The sequence below is a fragment of the Kitasatospora sp. NPDC034035 genome (assembly GCF_055575755.1).
In genome coordinates this window covers 198458-214329 of record NZ_JBVISA010000004.1, presented here as the reverse complement: position 1 = coordinate 214329, position 15872 = coordinate 198458, and the positions used below count along the sequence as shown (strand labels likewise).

Here is a 15872-nt window from a genome sequence, read left to right as displayed (position 1 = left end):
GGGCAGCTTCCGAGGGAGCGGACACGCGTACGAAGGGCGCCCCTACGATGTGGCGGATGAACGGCGACACGGCGGCGCAGACGCCCACTGGTACGGACCACTCCGCGCGGGGCGGCGTCGTTCTGCCGTCTCCCCGCTCACCCCGGACCGCACCCCCGGCCTGGCGCGAGCGCCTGGCCGCGCACGGCTACCGCGCCCGCCCGACCGCGCCGCTGGCCGAGCGCCTGGTGCCGCCGATGCCGGACGGCCCCCGGGTGACCCCGCGCGACGTGCCGCAGTCGCCGCTGCTGCTGCGCCTGGGCGTCTCGCTGCCGCAGGGCCTGTGGTACTTCCTGTGCCGCTGGTCCGGCTGGCTGGGCCCGGTCGCGGTCGCGGTGTTCGCCGGGATCCTGCGGTTCACCAACCTCGGCCAGCCGCACGCGATCATCTTCGACGAGACGTACTACGCCAAGGACGCCTACGCGCTCTGGCACGGCGGCTACGAGATCAGCTGGCCGGAGGAGGCCAACGCGACGATCATGACGCCCGGCGCGGCCGTCCCGTACCGGTCGGCCGCCTCGTACGTGGTCCATCCGCCGGTGGGCAAGTGGATCATCGGTGCGGGCGAGCAGCTGTTCGGCATGAACCCCTTCGGCTGGCGCTTCGCGGTGGCCCTGCTCGGCACGCTGTCGGTGCTGATGCTGGCCCGGATCGCCCGCCGGATGTTCCGCTCGACCCTGCTGGGCTGCGTGGCCGGCCTGCTGCTCTCGGTGGACGGCCTGCACCTGGTCCTCAGTCGGGCCGCCCTGCTCGACCTGGTGGTGATGTTCTGGATCGTCGCCGCCTTCGGCTTCCTGTTGCTGGACCGCGACCGCACCCGGGCGCTGCTGGCCGAGAAGCTGGGCGGGGTCGAGAACCCGGAGCTCGCCCAGCGGCTGGGCCTGGGCTGGCGCCCGTACCGGATCGCGGCCGGCGTCTGCATCGGCCTGACCTGCGCCACCAAGTGGAGCGGCCTGTACGTGATGGCGGCGTTCGGCCTGATGACCGCGCTCTGGGACGTCGGCGCCCGCCGCCTGGCCGGCGCCCCGCGCCCGTACCGCGCGGTGCTGGCCCGGGACGTGGCGCCGGCCTTCGTGTCGGTCGTCGTGGTCCCGCTGGCGGTCTACGTCGCGTCCTGGTGGGGCTGGTTCGCCAGCAGCAACGCCCCGGGGAAGGGCGGCTGGGGCCGGGACTGGGCGGTCGGCCGTTCCACCGACTACCCGTGGATACCCGAGGGCCTGCGCGCCCTGTGGCACTACCACTCGACGGTCTACGAGTTCCACACCCACCTGAGCGACCCGCACACCTACCAGTCGAACCCGTGGTCCTGGCTGGTGCTGGGCCGACCGGTCTCCTTCTACTACGAGTCCCCCAAGCTGGGACAGGCCGGCTGCACCGCCGCCGACTGCGCCCGCGAGGTGCTGGGCATCGGCACCCCGCTGCTGTGGTGGACGGCCGTGGTGGCCCTGGTCTACTGCCTGTGGCGCTGGGCGTTCCGGCGGGACTGGCGGGCCGGCGCGCTGCTGTGCGGCCTGGCCGCGGGCTACCTGCCGTGGTTCGCCTACCAGCAGCGGACGATCTTCCTCTTCTACGCGGTGGTCTTCGTCCCGTTCCTGGTGCTCGCGGTGACGATGCTGGTCGGCGCCCTGATCGGCCCGCCCGGCGCCTCCCGGGACCGCCGGATCATCGGCTCCGCGGCGGCCGGCCTGCTGGTGCTGCTGATCGTCTGGAACTTCCTGTTCTTCTTCCCGCTCTTCACCGGCCAGACCATCCCGCTGGAGGACTGGCGCCGCCGGATGTGGTTCAACAGCTGGATCTGACGGCGGGGCCCGACAGCCGGGCCCGACGGCCGGTCCACCCGGCCCGCGGTCCGGCACACACCGTGTCCCCCCGAATCATCCGTATGCGGTGCACGACACGTACCAGATCCGTCACAAGTCCCGGGCGTTTCGTCGGCGCACCGATTCCGCCTGCCTAGGGTGGGGGCGTACCGCGTTTCCGGCCCCGGCCGGTTGCGCCCGGCCGCGAGACCCCTGGGGGACCTGCACCATGCGCAGTGGCGCGAAGATCGGCATCATCACCGGCGTGTCCATCGCCGTCCTCGCGGGCGGCGGCTACGGCGCGTACAGCCTGATGGGCTCGGACTCCGACTCCGGGGGCAAGAAGGCCCGTACGGTGGTCGCCGAACCGCCGTCGGCCGACCAGGCGGCGTCGGGCGCGAAGGACTTCCTGGCGGCCTGGGCGGCCGGCGACATCGCCAAGGCGGCCTCGCTGACCGACGACCCGGCCGCGGCCACCACCGCGCTGACCGCCTTCCGGGACCAGGTGAAGCCGAGCGCGCTGACGCTCGCCCCGACCGGTCCGACCACCCAGCAGGTCTTCGCCGCCGCCACCGGCACCCCCGCTCCGGCCAAGCCTTCCGCCGGGGCCTCCGCGACGCCGTCCGCGGCCGGCACCCCGGGCGCCGGCGACTCGCCGTCCGCCTCGGCCACGCCCGGGCCCACCGGCACGCTGATGAGCTTCAAGGCCCGTGCCGAGTTCGAGGGCACCAACCGGGCCTGGGACTACCAGGGCTTCCTGGGCGTCGTGAAGATGAGCGACAACACCCCGGCCGTGCACTGGGCGCCGTCGGTGATCCACCCCCACCTGTCCGGCAACGAGACCATCGCCGTCCAGCAGGTCTTCGCCCCGCCGTCCACCGTGGTGGACCGCAACGGCAAGCCGCTGCAGGGCGCCTCGCTCACCCCGGCGCTGATGAACAGCATCCAGGAGAACGCCCAGAAGCTGCTCCCGCCGGACCCGGCCAAGGACCAGGACTCGGGCAAGGCCGTGGTGATCAGCGACCCGGCCGGCAAGGGCGCCACCGACAAGCTGTTCACCATCGTCGAGCCGAAGCCCGGCAAGCCGTTCAAGGTGACCCTCGACAACACCGTCCAGGCCGCCGCCGAGAAGGCGATGACCGACCTGGGCGGCAAGCCCGCCTCCATCGTGGCGATCGAGCCGAGCACCGGTCAGGTGCTGGCCTTCGCCAACTCGCCCGCCAACGGCCAGAACCGGGCCTTCGCCGGGCTGCTCGCGCCGGGCTCGACGATGAAGATCGTCACCTCGGCGGCGTTGCTGGAGGCCGGGGTCAACCCGGACACCGTGGTGCCCTGCCCGGAGAAGAGCAGCAACTCGGTGGCGATCCCGAACGACTTCCCCGGCGCCTTCCCGAACAACACGCTCCAGCAGGACTTCATGGTGTCCTGCAACACGGCCTTCATCAACCAGGGCCTGACCAGCCTCAAGCCGGAGACGCTGTCCTCCACCGCCAAGGACGTGTTCGGCATCGGCCTGGAGTGGAAGACCGGCCTGCCGAACACCGACGGCAAGGTGCCGGCGACGCCGGGCAGCAAGGACGAGCAGGCCATGAACTACATCGGCCAGGGCAAGGTCCAGATGAACCCGCTGGCGATCGCCTCGATCACCGCGACCGTCCAGAGCGGGGCGTTCAAGCAGCCCATCCTGGTCGCCGGCCTGCCGCAGCAGGCGGCGGCCCGCCAGATCTCGCCGGACGTCGCCGCCAAGCTGCGCGCGATGATGAACGCCACCGCCATCGGCGGCACGGCCAAGGACGTGATGGCCGGGATCACCGACAACGCGGGCGCCAAGACCGGCTCCGCCGAGGTCCAGGGCGCGTCCACCACCAACAGCTGGTTCACCGCCTTCCGCGGCAACATCGCGGTGGCCGCCGAGGTCCAGGGCGGCGGCCACGGCGTCGACGCGGCGGGCCCGGCGGTGGCCTCCCTCCTGAAGGCCGCCGCCGGCCACTGACCCACGGCTGGTCCCCCGTACGGAGCCCGCTCTCAGCCTCGCGGCAGGGCGGGCTCCGGCACGTCCGGCACCCGGCCGGGTGGCGCCGGGCGCCGGCTGCTCCAGCGCCGGGCCGCCAGCCGGGGCCAGATCACCAGCACCACCGGCAGCGCCAGGTACCCGAACCGCCCGGCCGGGGCGAGCATGAAGGCGATCGCGAGCCCGGCGGCCAGCAGGTCGGCGGCGGCGATCGCGGAGACCGGCGGCCGGGCCAGCAGCCAGATCGCCACCGCGATCAGGGCCACGGTCATCAGGGCCAGCGAGATGGCGTGCCCGGTCGGCCCGAAGCCGGCCAGCACCTTGCCGGGCAGCGGGCTGCCCGCCGGGGTGCGGATCGCGGTCATCCCGAGCGGGAAGCGCACCACCTGCTCGCGCAGCGCGTCCGACTGGGTCAGGACGGACGGCAGGATCACGGCCACGCTCACCCCGACCCCGATCAGCGCGGTCCGGGCGGCGGGCCGGCGCCCGTACAGCCGCCAGAGCAGCAGGACGGCGACCGGCAGGGCGGGCCAGGCCGTCCACTTCAGGGTGCAGGCGAGGGCGAGCACCAGTCCGGCGCCGACGGTGCGGTCCCGCTCGGCGAGCGCCATGGCCAGGCAGCAGACGCCGATCAGCGGCAGGTCCACCCCGCCGACCGCCAGGGCGAGCGCTATCAGCGGCGAGGCGGTGAGGACGGCCAGCGGCAGCAGGGGCGCGCGCGGGGCGCCGCCGACGGGGCGGGCGGGCCGCAGCAGCCGCCAGGCGGCCAGCAGGCAGACGAAGAAGGTCAGCGCGAACCAGATCCGGGCGTCCCCGGCGACCTTGGCGAAGGCGGTGGAGTCGCCGAGCAGCTGGCGCGGAAGCCCGAACAGGGCCATCGCCGGCAGGTACGGGTTGTAGTCGGTGACCACCACCGGGTGGGGCAGGTAGGCGTCGCCGGTGGTGAGCAGCAGGTGGGCCGATCGTTCGACCACCATGACCTCGGACTGGTGGCGGCCGTGCAGGGCGAGCAGTCCGAGCGGTACGAGGACGGCGCCGACGAGGGCGACGGCGGCGCCGGCGTGGGCCGCGAAGCGGCGCGGCAGGGTCAGGCAGAGCAGACCGGCCAGGAGGTAGGCGGGGGCCGCGATCAGGCCCCACAGCCGCTGGTTGGCCAGGTCGGAGACGAGCGGGAAGGCTCCGGCCCAGCCGGCCGCGATGAGGCAGCCGAGCAGTTGGACGGTCCGCATCGAGGCGAGCTTGGCGGGATTCAGTCGATCGGGCGTGGGCGGAAAGGTGCTCTCGCCACGCTGTCGGGGGAACGGCCGGACGGAGAAGCCTCTCGGTGGTCGTCCGGGTCTGGACGACGTCTCGGTCGCGATGGACTGGGCCGGCGTTCTGCGGCGGCCGGTGAAGCGGCCGCGCGGGCGGGAGAAGCCGGGCGTGCGGGTGCTCACCATGGTGGAAGGTTATGGGTGCGGGCCCGGCCCTGTCGCCATGGCGTCGGGCACTGGGCGGGTGATGGCACGAAAAGGGCCGCCGGATGTCGTACCGGTCGGCGGCCCTTCACGTCTGGTTCGTCTGCCGGTCAGCCGGCGGTGCGGTCCGCCGGGACGGCCTCCCGCTCTGCCTGCTCCAGCCGCGAGTGCTTGATGCTGTAGCCGAAGTAGACGACCACGGCGACGGCGAGGGCGATCCCCCCGGCCCGGAAGGTGTCGGCGTGCAGACCGGTGATCAGGTAGACGCAGAAGCCGACGCTGACCAGCGGGACGACCGGGTAGCCGGGCACCTTGAAGCCGCGCGGCAGGTCGGGCTGGGTGCGACGCAGCACGATCACGCCGATCGAGACCACCGAGAAGGCGATGAGCGTCCCGAGGCTGGTGATGTCGGCCAGGACGTTCAGCGGGACGAAGGCGGCCAGCGCGCCCACGCCGAGGCCCACCACGAGGGTGTTCCAGACCGGGGTGCCGGTGCGCGGGGAGAGCTCGGCGAAGCGCTTGGGCAGCATGCCGTCGCGGCCCATCGAGTACAGGATGCGGGTCTGGCCGTAGATCACCACGAGGGTGATGCTGAAGATCGAGAGGATCGCACCGACCGCGAAGACCATCGCGGGCCAGCTCTGGCCGGTGATGTCCTGGAGGATCTGGGCGAGGCCGGCCTCCTGGCCGTCGAACTTCTGCCAGGGCTGGGCGCCGATGCCGGCCAGGGCGACCAGGATGTAGAGCAGGGTCACCACCACCAGCGAGATGATGATCGCCATCGGCAGGGTGCGGCGCGGGTTCTTGACCTCCTCGCCGGCGGTGGACACGGCGTCCAGGCCGATGAAGGAGAAGAAGATGCTGGACGCGGCGACCTGCACGCCGCCGATGCCGAGCGGCATGAACGGGCTCAGGTTGCCGGAGTGGAAGCCGGTGAGCGCGATGCCGATGAACAGCAGCAGGATGAGGATCTTGATCCCGACCATGGCCGCGTTGACCTTCACCGACTCGCTGACGCCGCGGATCAGCAGGACGCAGACCATCGCGACCAGCAGCAGCGCGGGCAGGTTGAACCAGTGGGTGCCGTCCGGCGCACCGGACAGCTGCTCCGGGATCTTGAACCCGAAGGCCAGGTCGAGGAACTTGTTCAGGTACTCGGCCCAGCTGACCGCGATCGCGGAGGCCGAGACGCCGTACTCCATCAGCAGGCAGATGCCGACGCCGAAGGCCACGCCCTCGCCGAGGGTGGCGTAGGCGTAGGAGTACGAGGAGCCGGAGACCGGGATCGCGGAGGCCATCTCGGCGTAGCAGAGCGCGGTGAGTCCGGCGGTGACCGCGGCGATCACGAAGGACAGGATGACGGCCGGGCCGGCCGAGGGCACCGCGGTGTTCAGCACGAAGAAGATGCCGGTGCCGATGGTGGCGCCGATGCCGATCGCGGACAGCTGCCAGAGGCCGATCGAGCGGCGCAGGTGGATGCCGGAGCGTCCACCCTCCTCGGGCGCGCCGGCCGGAAGGGCGTCGCGCCCTTCGCTCTCCGCGATCAGTGACGAGACGGGCTTGCGTCGCAGCAGACGCGCACCAATGGTGTTGCTGGCCAAAACCGCGGTCCTTCTGGGCAGGGGAGGGTGTCCTGGCGGCCGGCCACCCGGGACACCCGGGGGTGTCATCAGGGACCAACCGAACAAAGATGGGACAGTACCCGGCGAAAGCACCAGTGTCGCAAACGAACAGTCCGGATCAGCGCATTGTACGAAACGGAGCATATCGCTGTACAAACCGGACACTTCGCAAACGGCGCATCTGCCATCGGGCCGCTAAAGCAGCAGCTCAGCGGCACCGAGGGGGGTCAGCCGCCGAGCACCGCCCGCATCACCGAGCGGGCGATCGGCGCGGCCAGGGCGCCACCCGTGACATCCGTGGCGTCACTGTCCGCGACCACCACGGCCACCGCCACCGGCGGCACCGCGTCCGAGCCGGCCGGCTCGGCCCAGGAGATGAACCAGGCGTACGGCGTCTCGCTGTTGTCCACCCCGTGCTGGGCCGTCCCGGTCTTGCCGCCGACCACCGCCCCGCCGATCCGGGCGTTGCCCCCGGTCCCGTTCTCCACCACGTCGGTCATCAGCCTGCGCACCTGCGCGGCCACCGCCGGCGTCATCGCCTGCCGGTACGTCGCGGGCTTCATCAGCTGCACCGCAGTGCCATCGCTCTTCGTCAGCTTGTCCACAAGCTGTGGACGCATGACCGTCCCGTCGTTGGCGACCCCGGCCGCGACCATCGCCATCACCAGCGGGGTGGCCGCCGTGTCGAACTGGCCGATCGAGGAGAGCGCCAGCTGCGACTCGTCCATCCTGGTGTCGACGTTCGACCGGGCCGCACGCACCGGGATGTCCAGCCTCGCGTCGTTGAAGCCGAAGTTCCCGGCCATCGCCACCATCCGGTCCAGGCCGGTGCGCACCCCGAGGTAGCCGAGCACGCTGTTGCAGCTGGCGGTCATCGCGGCGTCCAGCGACAGTCCGGGCCGGTCGCAGGCCGGGGTGTCGTTGACCAGCGGCGTGGTCGTCCCGGGCAGCACGTACGGGAAGGGCGCCCCGGTCGGCGCGTCGATGTCGGTGACCACGCCGTTCGCGAGCGCGGCCGCGGCGGTGACCACCTTGAAGGTCGAGCCCGGTGGGTAGGTCTGGCGCAGCGCCCGGTTGAGCATCGGCTGGTCGGTGTCGGCCTGCAGCCGGTTCCAGGCCTCCTGGTCGGCGGCGGCGGAGCCGGCGAAGGCGCCGGGGTCGTAGGAGGGCGTGCTGGCGAGCGCCAGGATCCGCCCGGTCGCGGGCTCGATCGCGGCGACCGCGCCCTTCTGCGCGCCGAGCCCGCGCACCGCAGCTTCCTGGGCCGCCCGGTTCAGCGTGGTGTACACGTCCCCGCCGGGGTTCTGCCTGCGGGCGACGGCGTCCCAGATCGCCCAGCCGGCCAGCCGGCCGTCGGTGCCGGTCAGCAGGTCGTCCTCGGTCCCCTCCAGCTGGGTGTTGCCGTACGCCTGCGAGGCGAAGCCGGTGACGGCCGCGTAGGTCGGGCCGTCGGTGTAGCTGCGCTTGTACGCGTACCGGCCGCCGGTGGGCTCGGAGCCGGTCACCCGCTCCGAGCCGACGAGGATGTCGCCGCGCGGCTGGGCGTACCGCTCGACGGTGAGCCGCTGGTTGGCGCTGTTGTGGTCGAGGTCGTCGGCCTGGAACACCTGCACCCGGGTGGCCTGGACGCACAGCGCCGCGACCAGCAGCAGGCAGAAGGTGCCCGCGCGGCGCCCGGTGACCGAGATGCCGGGCAGTCCCTGCGGTCCGTTGCCCCTCGGCCGTCGGCGCGCCATCAGACCTCCTCATGGGGCGCGGGGCCCTGAGTGGTGTCAGTCATGAGGGACCGATGAGCGACATCGCTCATGCGGGACCGCCGAGCGGTGTCACTCATGCGCACCAGCAGCGCGACGATGATCCAGTTGGTGACCACCGAGGAGCCGCCCTGGGCGATGAACGGCATGGTCATCCCGGTCAGCGGGATCAGCGCCAGCACCCCGCCCGCGACCACGAACACCTGCAGCCCGACGATCGAGGCCAGGCCGATCGCCAGCAGCCGCCCGAACGGGTCGCGCAGCGCGATGCCGGTCCGGAAGCCCCGGGAGATCAGCACCGCGTACAGCAGGAACACCGCGATCAGCCCGGTCAGGCCGAGTTCCTCGCCGATGGTGGCGAGGATGAAGTCCGACTTGGCGGCGAAGCCGATCAGCACCGAGTGCCCGTTGCCCAGCCCGGTGCCGAGCTCGCCGCCCCAGGCGAAGGCGAACAGCGACTGGGCGATCTGGTTGGCGCCCCGGCCCGCCGCGATCGAGCCCAGCGGGTCCAGCCAGTCCGCGACCCGGCTGTGCACGTGCGGCGAGAGCCGGCCCACCGTCACCGCCCCGACCGCGGCCAGGCCGAGCCCGATCGCGATCCAGCCGGTGCGCGCGGTGGCCACGTAGAGCATCACCACGAACAGGCCGAAGAACAGCAGTGAGGTCCCGAGGTCGGTCTCCAGCACCAGCACGCCGACGAAGGCCGCCCAGATCAGCAGGACCGGCCCGATCACCCGCCCGCGCGGCAGCTGCCGGCGCCGGACCCGGCGGCCGGTCAGCGCCAGCGCGTCCCGGTGCACGGCCAGGTAGGCGGCGAAGAAGACCGCCAGCAGGATCTTGGCGAACTCCCCCGGCTGGAAGGAGAGCGGCCCGATCACGATCCAGATCCGGGAGCCGTACACCGGCGGGAAGAAGATCGGCAGCACCAGCAGGACCAACGCCCCCAGGGCCCCGATGTACGCGTAGCGCTGCAGCCGCCGGTGGTCGCGCACCAGCAGCACCACCGCGATGAACAGCGCCACCCCCAGGGCGGACCAGAGCAGCTGGGTGGAGGCGGCGGCGCGGCCCGGGGCGGCCCGGTCGAGCCGGTAGATCACCACCAGGCCGATCCCGTTCAGCAGCACCGCGATCGGCAGCAGCAGCGGGTCCGCGTACCGGGCCCGCCACCGGACGACGGCGTGCGCCGCGAGCGCGAGCACGCCGAGTGCGGCGCCGTACTCGGCCGCGTCGGCCGGCGCCGTGCCGTCCAGGTTGACGCCGACCTCGACGTAGCCGAACACGGCGGTCAGGACGGCGACGAGCACCAGGACGAGCTCGGTGGTGCGCCTGGTCGGCACCGGCCGACTCGGCCGGGCGGCGGATCTCGTCACGGCGGAGGGTGTCGCCACGGACCGTCCTGGGGGTCGCGGGGTGCCCGGTGCCGCCGTCCGGGGGATGCCGATCGGGGCGGCTGTCAGGCGGGGAGGGTCAGCCGGCGGCGGCGTTGCGAGGCGACGGCGCCGGCACCCTGGTTCGTCACCCTAACGAGCACTATCCATGTGGATGGACTGTTACCTGCGGTGTGTCCGTTTTTGCCGGACCCGCCGGGGTGCCCACCCCAGCCGCCGCCCGGCCGCCGCCCGGCCGGTTCCGGGCCGCGCCGGCGTGCGGATTCCTCGTCCGCGCGCCGGAGTTCACGCCGGATCGGACCGACGTACGGTCCGGACTCGTTTCGCCATGGCGAACTGATGATCCCTAGGATCGGCCGGGTGACTACCGGACGACGACCACAGACCAGGCTCGGCAGCCTGCTGGCCGCCCTGGCGATAACGGGCGCCTCGCTGCTCCTCGGCCTGCCCGCCCACGCCGACGAACCATCAGCCGGCGCCGCTCCCGCATCGAAGGAGGCCCCCCGGGTCGACCTCGTCCTGGACGTCAGCGGCTCCATGACCGCCACCGACATCCAGGGCAAGAGCCGCATCTCGGTGGCCCAGCAGTCGCTGAACGAGGTGATCGACGCGCTGCCCGCGGAGACCGAGTTCGGCATCCGCACGCTGGGCGCCAACTACCCCGGCAACGACAAGAACCTCGGCTGCCAGGACACCAAGCAGCTGTTCCCGGTCGGCAAGACCGACAAGGTCGAGGCCAAGACCGCGGTCGCCACCCTGCGGCCCACCGGTTTCACCCCGATCGGGCTGGCCCTGCGCGGCGCCGCCCAGGACCTCGGCAAGGGCGAGACCACCCGCCGCGTGGTGCTGATCACCGACGGCGAGGACACCTGCACCCCGCCCGACCCCTGCGACGTCGCCCGTGAACTCGCCTCCCAGGGCATCCACCTGGTGGTCGACACCCTCGGCCTGGCCCACGACGACAAGACCCGCCAGCAGCTGCTCTGCATCGCCAACGCGACCGGCGGCTCCTACACCGACGTCCGCACCCCGCAGCAGCTCACCGACAAGGTGAAGCAGCTGGTCGACCGCTCCAACGACACCTACACGGTGGCCCCGGTCAAGACCTCCGGCACCGACAAGTGCGAGAGCGCCCCGGTGCTCGCCCCGGGTGTCTACACCGACCGCGAGAAGTTCTCCGAGCACCGCGTCTACAAGGTCCCGGTCAAGGCCGGCCAGGAGCTGCGCGCCTCCGTCAGCGTCGCACTGGACCGCCCGGTGGCCCGGGACTACGGCGTCCTGCTGCAGGCCACCAGCGCGACCGGCCAGGAACTGGTCCGCGGCACCGACGCCGGCAGCAGCCGCACCGACGTGATCTCCACCGGCCTGCGCTGGTCCACCGACGACTCCAAGGGCTACGTCACCGCGAGCCCGACCTCCTCGTCGAAGGAGTCGAAGGAGAAGCCGGCGACCAGCGTCTGCCTGGTCGTCAGCAACTCGCTGGCCGCGCAGGCCGGCGTACAGGCCGACCCCGGCCTGCCGCTGGAGCTGACCGTCGACCTGGCCTCCTCCTCGCCCGCCCCCGAGGGCGCCGCGATGGGCCTCGGCCGCGGCTGGATCCTGCTGCTCACCCTCACCCTGGCGGGCCTGGTCTTCGGTCTGCTGTTCGGCTGGATCGCACGGTGGCGGATCGCCGTCTGGCGGGAGAACTGACCATGCGTACGACGACTCGCGGCGCCCTCGCCGCCCTCGCCCTGCTGCCCGCCCTCGCCATGGGCGCGCCGGCCGCCACGGCCGCGCCGTCCCCCTCGGCCAGCGCGAGCGGCACCCCGGCCCCGGCCACCAAGGCCGGCACCTCCTTCCTGACCGCGGTCAACCTCTCCCCCGGCCAGGACGCCAACGTCGCCGCCTCCACCGGCGACTACCTGTACTGGGCGTTCGGCGCCTCCGAGGGTCAGACCCCGACGGTCAAGCTGTCCGTCAATCTGGCCCCCGCGACCGACCGGCACGGCCCGCAGACCTGGTCCGTCGAGGTCTTCGACGGCCTGCGCCGCCGCCAGGCCTGCACCGCGGGCACCCAGAACGCCACCGCCGACCCGGCCGCCACCACGGTGGCCCTCGACTGCGCCCTGCGCGAGGTCCGCACCTGGGCCGAGCCGTGGTCCGGCGACCCGCTGCCCGGCACCTACTACGTGCGGCTGTCGGTCACCGACGTCCCGCAGCCGGACCTCGGCCTGGCCGCCTCCGTGCAGCTGCACGTCGCCGCCAAGGGCGACTCCGACAACGCCCAGCCGGAGGGCGGGGAGCTGAAGGCCCCGCTGGTCCCGCCGGTCGGCGGCGGCGCGAGCACCGCCAGGGCGGCCGCCCCGGTGGCGGAGGAGGAGCACTGGTACACCGGCTGGTTCTCCGGTTGGAACAGCCGCTGGTACTGGACGATCGGCGGCGGCTTCCTGGCCGCGCTGGCGGGCGTCCTCGGCTACAACCTGACCCGGCACCCGCACGGCCGGCGGCCCGGCCGCTACGGCGCCGTCCCGCCCCAGGGCTCGCAGCAGAGCGGTTCCTACGCCGACCGCCCCTGACCCGCGCCCCAACACGACCCGAGGGCCGGCCGGAGAGTTCTCCGACCGGCCCTCGGCCGTGTCCGGTGTCAGCCCGGAGGCCGGCCCGGGAAGAGGTCAGCCCCGGAAGAGGTCGTGCCCCACGTCGGACGGGACCACGTCCTGGACCGGCTTGCTGCCCGGGCCGGGCACGTGCTCGCCGGGCACGGGCTCGCCGCTCTCCCGGTGCAGCAGCACCACGCCGTCCTCGGCCCAGAGCTGCCGGTACCCGTGCTCCAGCAGCAGCCGGATCCGCTGGGCCTGCTCGGTGTCCGTGGCGAACGGGAAGGAGCGCTTGTTCGACCGGGTGAGCACGTACTCGCGCCCGCGCGGCGTGCCGTCCACCAGCACCACGTCCGTCCGGGCGGTCAGCCGCGGCGCGATCTGGTTGTCCGCCTCCACCGAGGCCCCGTCCGGGATCAGCGCGGCCGCCCGCACCAGCGCCGCCTCGCTCGGCTTGGCCTCCCAGGATGCCGGTACGGCCAGCTGCAGCAGCCCGATCGGTACGGCGGCCACCAGCGCGATGCCGGCCGTGCCGAGGCCGAGCAGCCGCGCCCGCCGGACGGTCCGCGCGGGCTGCTCGGCGCTGCTCAGCCGGCCGAGCACCTCGACGGCGGCGGTGAGCAGGATCGGCCAGAGCAGCGAGTCGTAGTGCCGGGCGATCGACCAGTGGTTGGGGTTGCTGGACAGGATCCGCTCGGCCAGCAGCGGCACCGCGCACAGCACGGTGGCCGAGCGCAGCGGCAGCAGGAGCGTCGTCCCGAACAGCCAGAGCAGCAGCAGCGGCTTGAGCGGCTGGTCGAAGGCCGTCTGCACCAGCAGGAACGGGTTGTGCAGCAGGTGGCGCAGCGCGTCCCCGCCGTCCGCGCCGAGCGCCGTGTAGTTCCAGTAGTAGCCGGGCTCCCCGCCCATCGCCGGGATCAGCCACGTGATCGCGGCGGCCGAGGCGACCGGCCCGCCCAGCAGCAGCCCGAGGCCGGTGAAGCGGCCCGCCCGGTCCCCGGTACGACGGGTGCGCAGCAGCAGCACCAGCCCGTACGCGCCGACCATCAGGCCGAGGTCCTCCTTGGTGCAGCACAGCAGTACGGCGGCGAGCACCACCGGGCCGTACCGGCGGGCCAGGCCGCGCTCCAGCATCAGCAGGGTCAGCGGCACGGCGAAGGCGACCTCGTGGAACCCGACCCGGGCGGCGACCAGCAGCGGCCAGCCGAGCGCGTAGGCCAGGCCGGCCAGGTCGGCGGCCCGCCGGGCGGTGCGCGGCTGGGCGGCGGCGAAGGCGTGCGCGGTGATCCGCCGGATCAGCGGCACCCCGGCGGCGAAGAGCAGCGACTGGCCGATGATCAGCGAGCGCGGGTCGTCCCAGATCCAGTAGAGCGGCGCGAGCAGTGCCAGGACCGGCGAGAAGTGGTCGCCCAGCAGCGAGAAGCCGGGCGGGAACTCGTGGTGGTAGCTCTTCAGCGAGGAGACGGGCAGCCCGAAGTGGGCGTAGCCGCGCACGCCCTGGTCGAAGATGCCGAGGTCGAAGCCGCCGAGCGACACCGACGTCCAGCCCTGCAGGCCGATGGCGCACATCACCGCGAAGCAGAGCGCGGTGAGCAGCGCGGTGCGCCGGGCCGGGCCGAGCAGGAGGGCCGCGGCCGCGTTCCGGGCGGCCGGCGCGGCGGCGGGCGGCGACGGGGGTGCGGTCTGGGTGGTCACGTCAGGTCTGTCCGTCCGGTGTGGGGTCCGTCGGTCCGGTTCGTCGGGTCCGGTCCGTCAGGTCCGGTTCGTCAGCGCGGGATCGCGGTCCGGCTTGGCGGTCAGGAGCGCCCGGGCCCCGGCGCCGGTCCCGTCCACGGCCTGCCGCCGGGCGCGGTACACCCGCACGCCCAGGACGACCAGGACGGCGATCCCGATCGGCGGGTAGATCGCGCCGGGCAGCTGCCAGTACCAGTCGACTCCGCGGCCCCACCGGTGCGGCACCGTCCACATGACGTGGGAGAGGAACACCAGCAGGGTCACGCCGAGCAGGACCTGCCGCGCCCTGGTCCGGGCCTCGACCACCAGCAGGGCGATCAGCGGCACGCACCAGACCCAGTGGTGGGTCCAGCTGATCGGCGAGACCAGCAGCGCGGTGAACGCGGCGCAGACCCCGCCCCAGGCGTCGGCCCGGCGCAGCACCCGCGCCGAGCGCCCGGCCAGCACCGCCACCCCGAGCCCGAAGGCGCCGACCAGCGCGGAGGCGGCCAGCCCGACCAGGCCCGGGTCGTTGACGTCGAGCAGCCGGCAGACGGCGCCGCGCAGCGACTGGTTGTCCACCAGGACGGTCACGCCGACCCGGCTCGGGTCCCACAGGTACCTGGTCCAGAACCCGTACGAGGCGTCGGGCAGCAGGGCCCAGCCGATCAGGCCCGCCACCAGGAACGTGCCGGCCGAGACCAGCGCGGCCCGGACCCGGCCGGTCAGGAACAGGTAGACCGCGAACAGGCCCGGGGTGATCTTGATGGCGGTGGCCAGGCCGATGCCCACGCCCTTGAACCAGTTGCGGTCCGGGCGGGTCAGGTCCCACAGCACCAGGCAGAGGATGCCGAGGTTGACCTGGCCGTACTGGAAGGTGGTGAAGACCGGCTCCAGCCAGATGCCCAGGCCGGTCGCCAGGATCACCACGGCGGGGCGGTGCTGCTTAGGCCACCCGGCCAGCTTGAGCGACAGGTGTACGGCCACGGCGAGCAGCACGTAGTTGAGGAGCATCACCAGGATGCGCAGGGTGCTCACGTCGAACCAGGTGCTCGGCACGAAGAGCATCGCGGCGAACGGCGGGTAGGTGGCCGGCAGGTCCCAGCCGGGCAGCCGCATCGCGTAGAGGTCCTCGCCGCGGACGACGGCTTGGCCCTCGGCCCGGTAGACCAGCATGTCGACCATGGTGGCCGCGTGGGCGTGCCGGAAGAAGGTGAACACCGCCAGTGACACCGCTGCCACGCAGGTCGCCGCGAGGGTCCAGGAATTCGATCTTCCGGTTGCCGGGGTGCCGCCGGATTCGTCCGGGCCGGACCGTCGCACCCACCGTGTCAGACCGAACTCGCGCACCGCGATGGCACCCCGTTGAGATAGACCAGATCGTTCCGTCGTCAGCGTCTGGGCCCACCCACCATAACCGACCCCCCTGAGGCCCAAACCGCGTCAGAAACCGCCCCCGGAGGGCGTTGTGATCCCGACCACGGCGAGCCTCCGGGTCGGCTCGGACTCG

At 72.9% G+C, this 15872-nt stretch carries 10 protein-coding genes; 4 read left to right on the top strand and 6 right to left on the bottom strand.

Features of this window, described 5'->3' with window-relative positions:
* Positions 1-47: 47 nt before the first annotated feature.
* Both ACZ52J_RS07785 and ACZ52J_RS07780 read left to right on the top strand, forming a co-directional pair.
* Positions 48-1838 carry a dolichyl-phosphate-mannose--protein mannosyltransferase gene (locus ACZ52J_RS07785; protein ID WP_465616674.1) on the top strand — a complete coding sequence of 597 codons (1791 nt, stop codon included), beginning with the start codon at positions 48-50 and terminating at the stop codon, positions 1836-1838.
* Between the two features lie 229 nt (positions 1839-2067).
* Positions 2068-3831 carry a penicillin-binding transpeptidase domain-containing protein gene (locus ACZ52J_RS07780; protein ID WP_465616672.1) on the top strand — a complete coding sequence of 588 codons (1764 nt, stop codon included), beginning with the start codon at positions 2068-2070 and terminating at the stop codon, positions 3829-3831.
* A 32-nt stretch (positions 3832-3863) separates the two neighbouring features.
* Here the strand turns inward: ACZ52J_RS07780 and ACZ52J_RS07775 are convergent, their stop codons facing one another.
* The 4 genes from ACZ52J_RS07775 to ACZ52J_RS07760 all read right to left on the bottom strand — a co-directional run bounded on the left by ACZ52J_RS07775 (position 3864) and on the right by ACZ52J_RS07760 (position 10052).
* A complete protein-coding gene (locus tag ACZ52J_RS07775) occupies positions 3864-5288 on the bottom strand; it encodes a glycosyltransferase family 87 protein (protein WP_465616670.1) in 1425 nt (474 codons plus the stop codon).
* 128 nt (positions 5289-5416) lie between these two features.
* A complete protein-coding gene (locus ACZ52J_RS07770; protein ID WP_465616668.1) occupies positions 5417-6976 on the bottom strand; it encodes an amino acid permease in 1560 nt (519 codons plus the stop codon).
* 179 nt (positions 6977-7155) lie between these two features.
* Positions 7156-8664, bottom strand: coding sequence for a penicillin-binding transpeptidase domain-containing protein (locus ACZ52J_RS07765; RefSeq protein ID WP_465616666.1), 1509 nt, complete (start codon positions 8662-8664; stop codon positions 7156-7158).
* On the bottom strand, positions 8664-10052 hold the full coding sequence (locus tag ACZ52J_RS07760; RefSeq protein WP_465616664.1) for an FtsW/RodA/SpoVE family cell cycle protein: 1389 nt from the start codon (positions 10050-10052) through the stop codon (positions 8664-8666). Before ACZ52J_RS07760 ends, ACZ52J_RS07765 begins: the two co-directional genes overlap by 1 nt.
* A gap of 378 nt (positions 10053-10430) precedes the next feature.
* On the opposite strand from ACZ52J_RS07760, the gene ACZ52J_RS07755 reads away from it, so the two are divergent.
* Both ACZ52J_RS07755 and ACZ52J_RS07750 read left to right on the top strand, forming a co-directional pair.
* Complete coding sequence (locus ACZ52J_RS07755; protein ID WP_465616662.1) at positions 10431-11762, top strand: VWA domain-containing protein; 1332 nt, start codon at positions 10431-10433, stop codon at positions 11760-11762.
* A 2-nt stretch (positions 11763-11764) separates the two neighbouring features.
* Entirely contained in the window at positions 11765-12628 is an 864-nt protein-coding gene (locus tag ACZ52J_RS07750; protein ID WP_465616660.1) for a peptidase, read from the top strand.
* A 96-nt stretch (positions 12629-12724) separates the two neighbouring features.
* On the opposite strand, the gene ACZ52J_RS07745 is transcribed toward ACZ52J_RS07750, so the two are convergent.
* Together ACZ52J_RS07745 and ACZ52J_RS07740 are read right to left on the bottom strand one after the other, a co-directional pair.
* Positions 12725-14344 carry a DUF2079 domain-containing protein gene (locus ACZ52J_RS07745; protein ID WP_465616658.1) on the bottom strand — a complete coding sequence of 540 codons (1620 nt, stop codon included), beginning with the start codon at positions 14342-14344 and terminating at the stop codon, positions 12725-12727.
* A gap of 57 nt (positions 14345-14401) precedes the next feature.
* Entirely contained in the window at positions 14402-15604 is a 1203-nt protein-coding gene (locus tag ACZ52J_RS07740; RefSeq protein ID WP_465616656.1) for a glycosyltransferase 87 family protein, read from the bottom strand.
* Positions 15605-15872 lie beyond the last annotated feature (268 nt).

Bases quoted from the DNA above. Each gene is read 5' to 3' on its own strand.
- ACZ52J_RS07780 (WP_465616672.1), top strand. From the start codon at position 2,068: ATGCGCAGTGGCGCGAAGATCGGCATCATCACCGGCGTGTCCATCGCC.
- ACZ52J_RS07785 (WP_465616674.1), top strand. From the start codon at position 48: ATGTGGCGGATGAACGGCGACACGGCGGCGCAGACGCCCACTGGTACG.
- ACZ52J_RS07775 (WP_465616670.1), bottom strand. From the start codon at position 5,288: ATGGTGAGCACCCGCACGCCCGGCTTCTCCCGCCCGCGCGGCCGCTTC.
- ACZ52J_RS07765 (WP_465616666.1), bottom strand. From the start codon at position 8,664: ATGGCGCGCCGACGGCCGAGGGGCAACGGACCGCAGGGACTGCCCGGC.
- ACZ52J_RS07770 (WP_465616668.1), bottom strand. From the start codon at position 6,976: ATGACACCCCCGGGTGTCCCGGGTGGCCGGCCGCCAGGACACCCTCCC.
- ACZ52J_RS07750 (WP_465616660.1), top strand. From the start codon at position 11,765: ATGCGTACGACGACTCGCGGCGCCCTCGCCGCCCTCGCCCTGCTGCCC.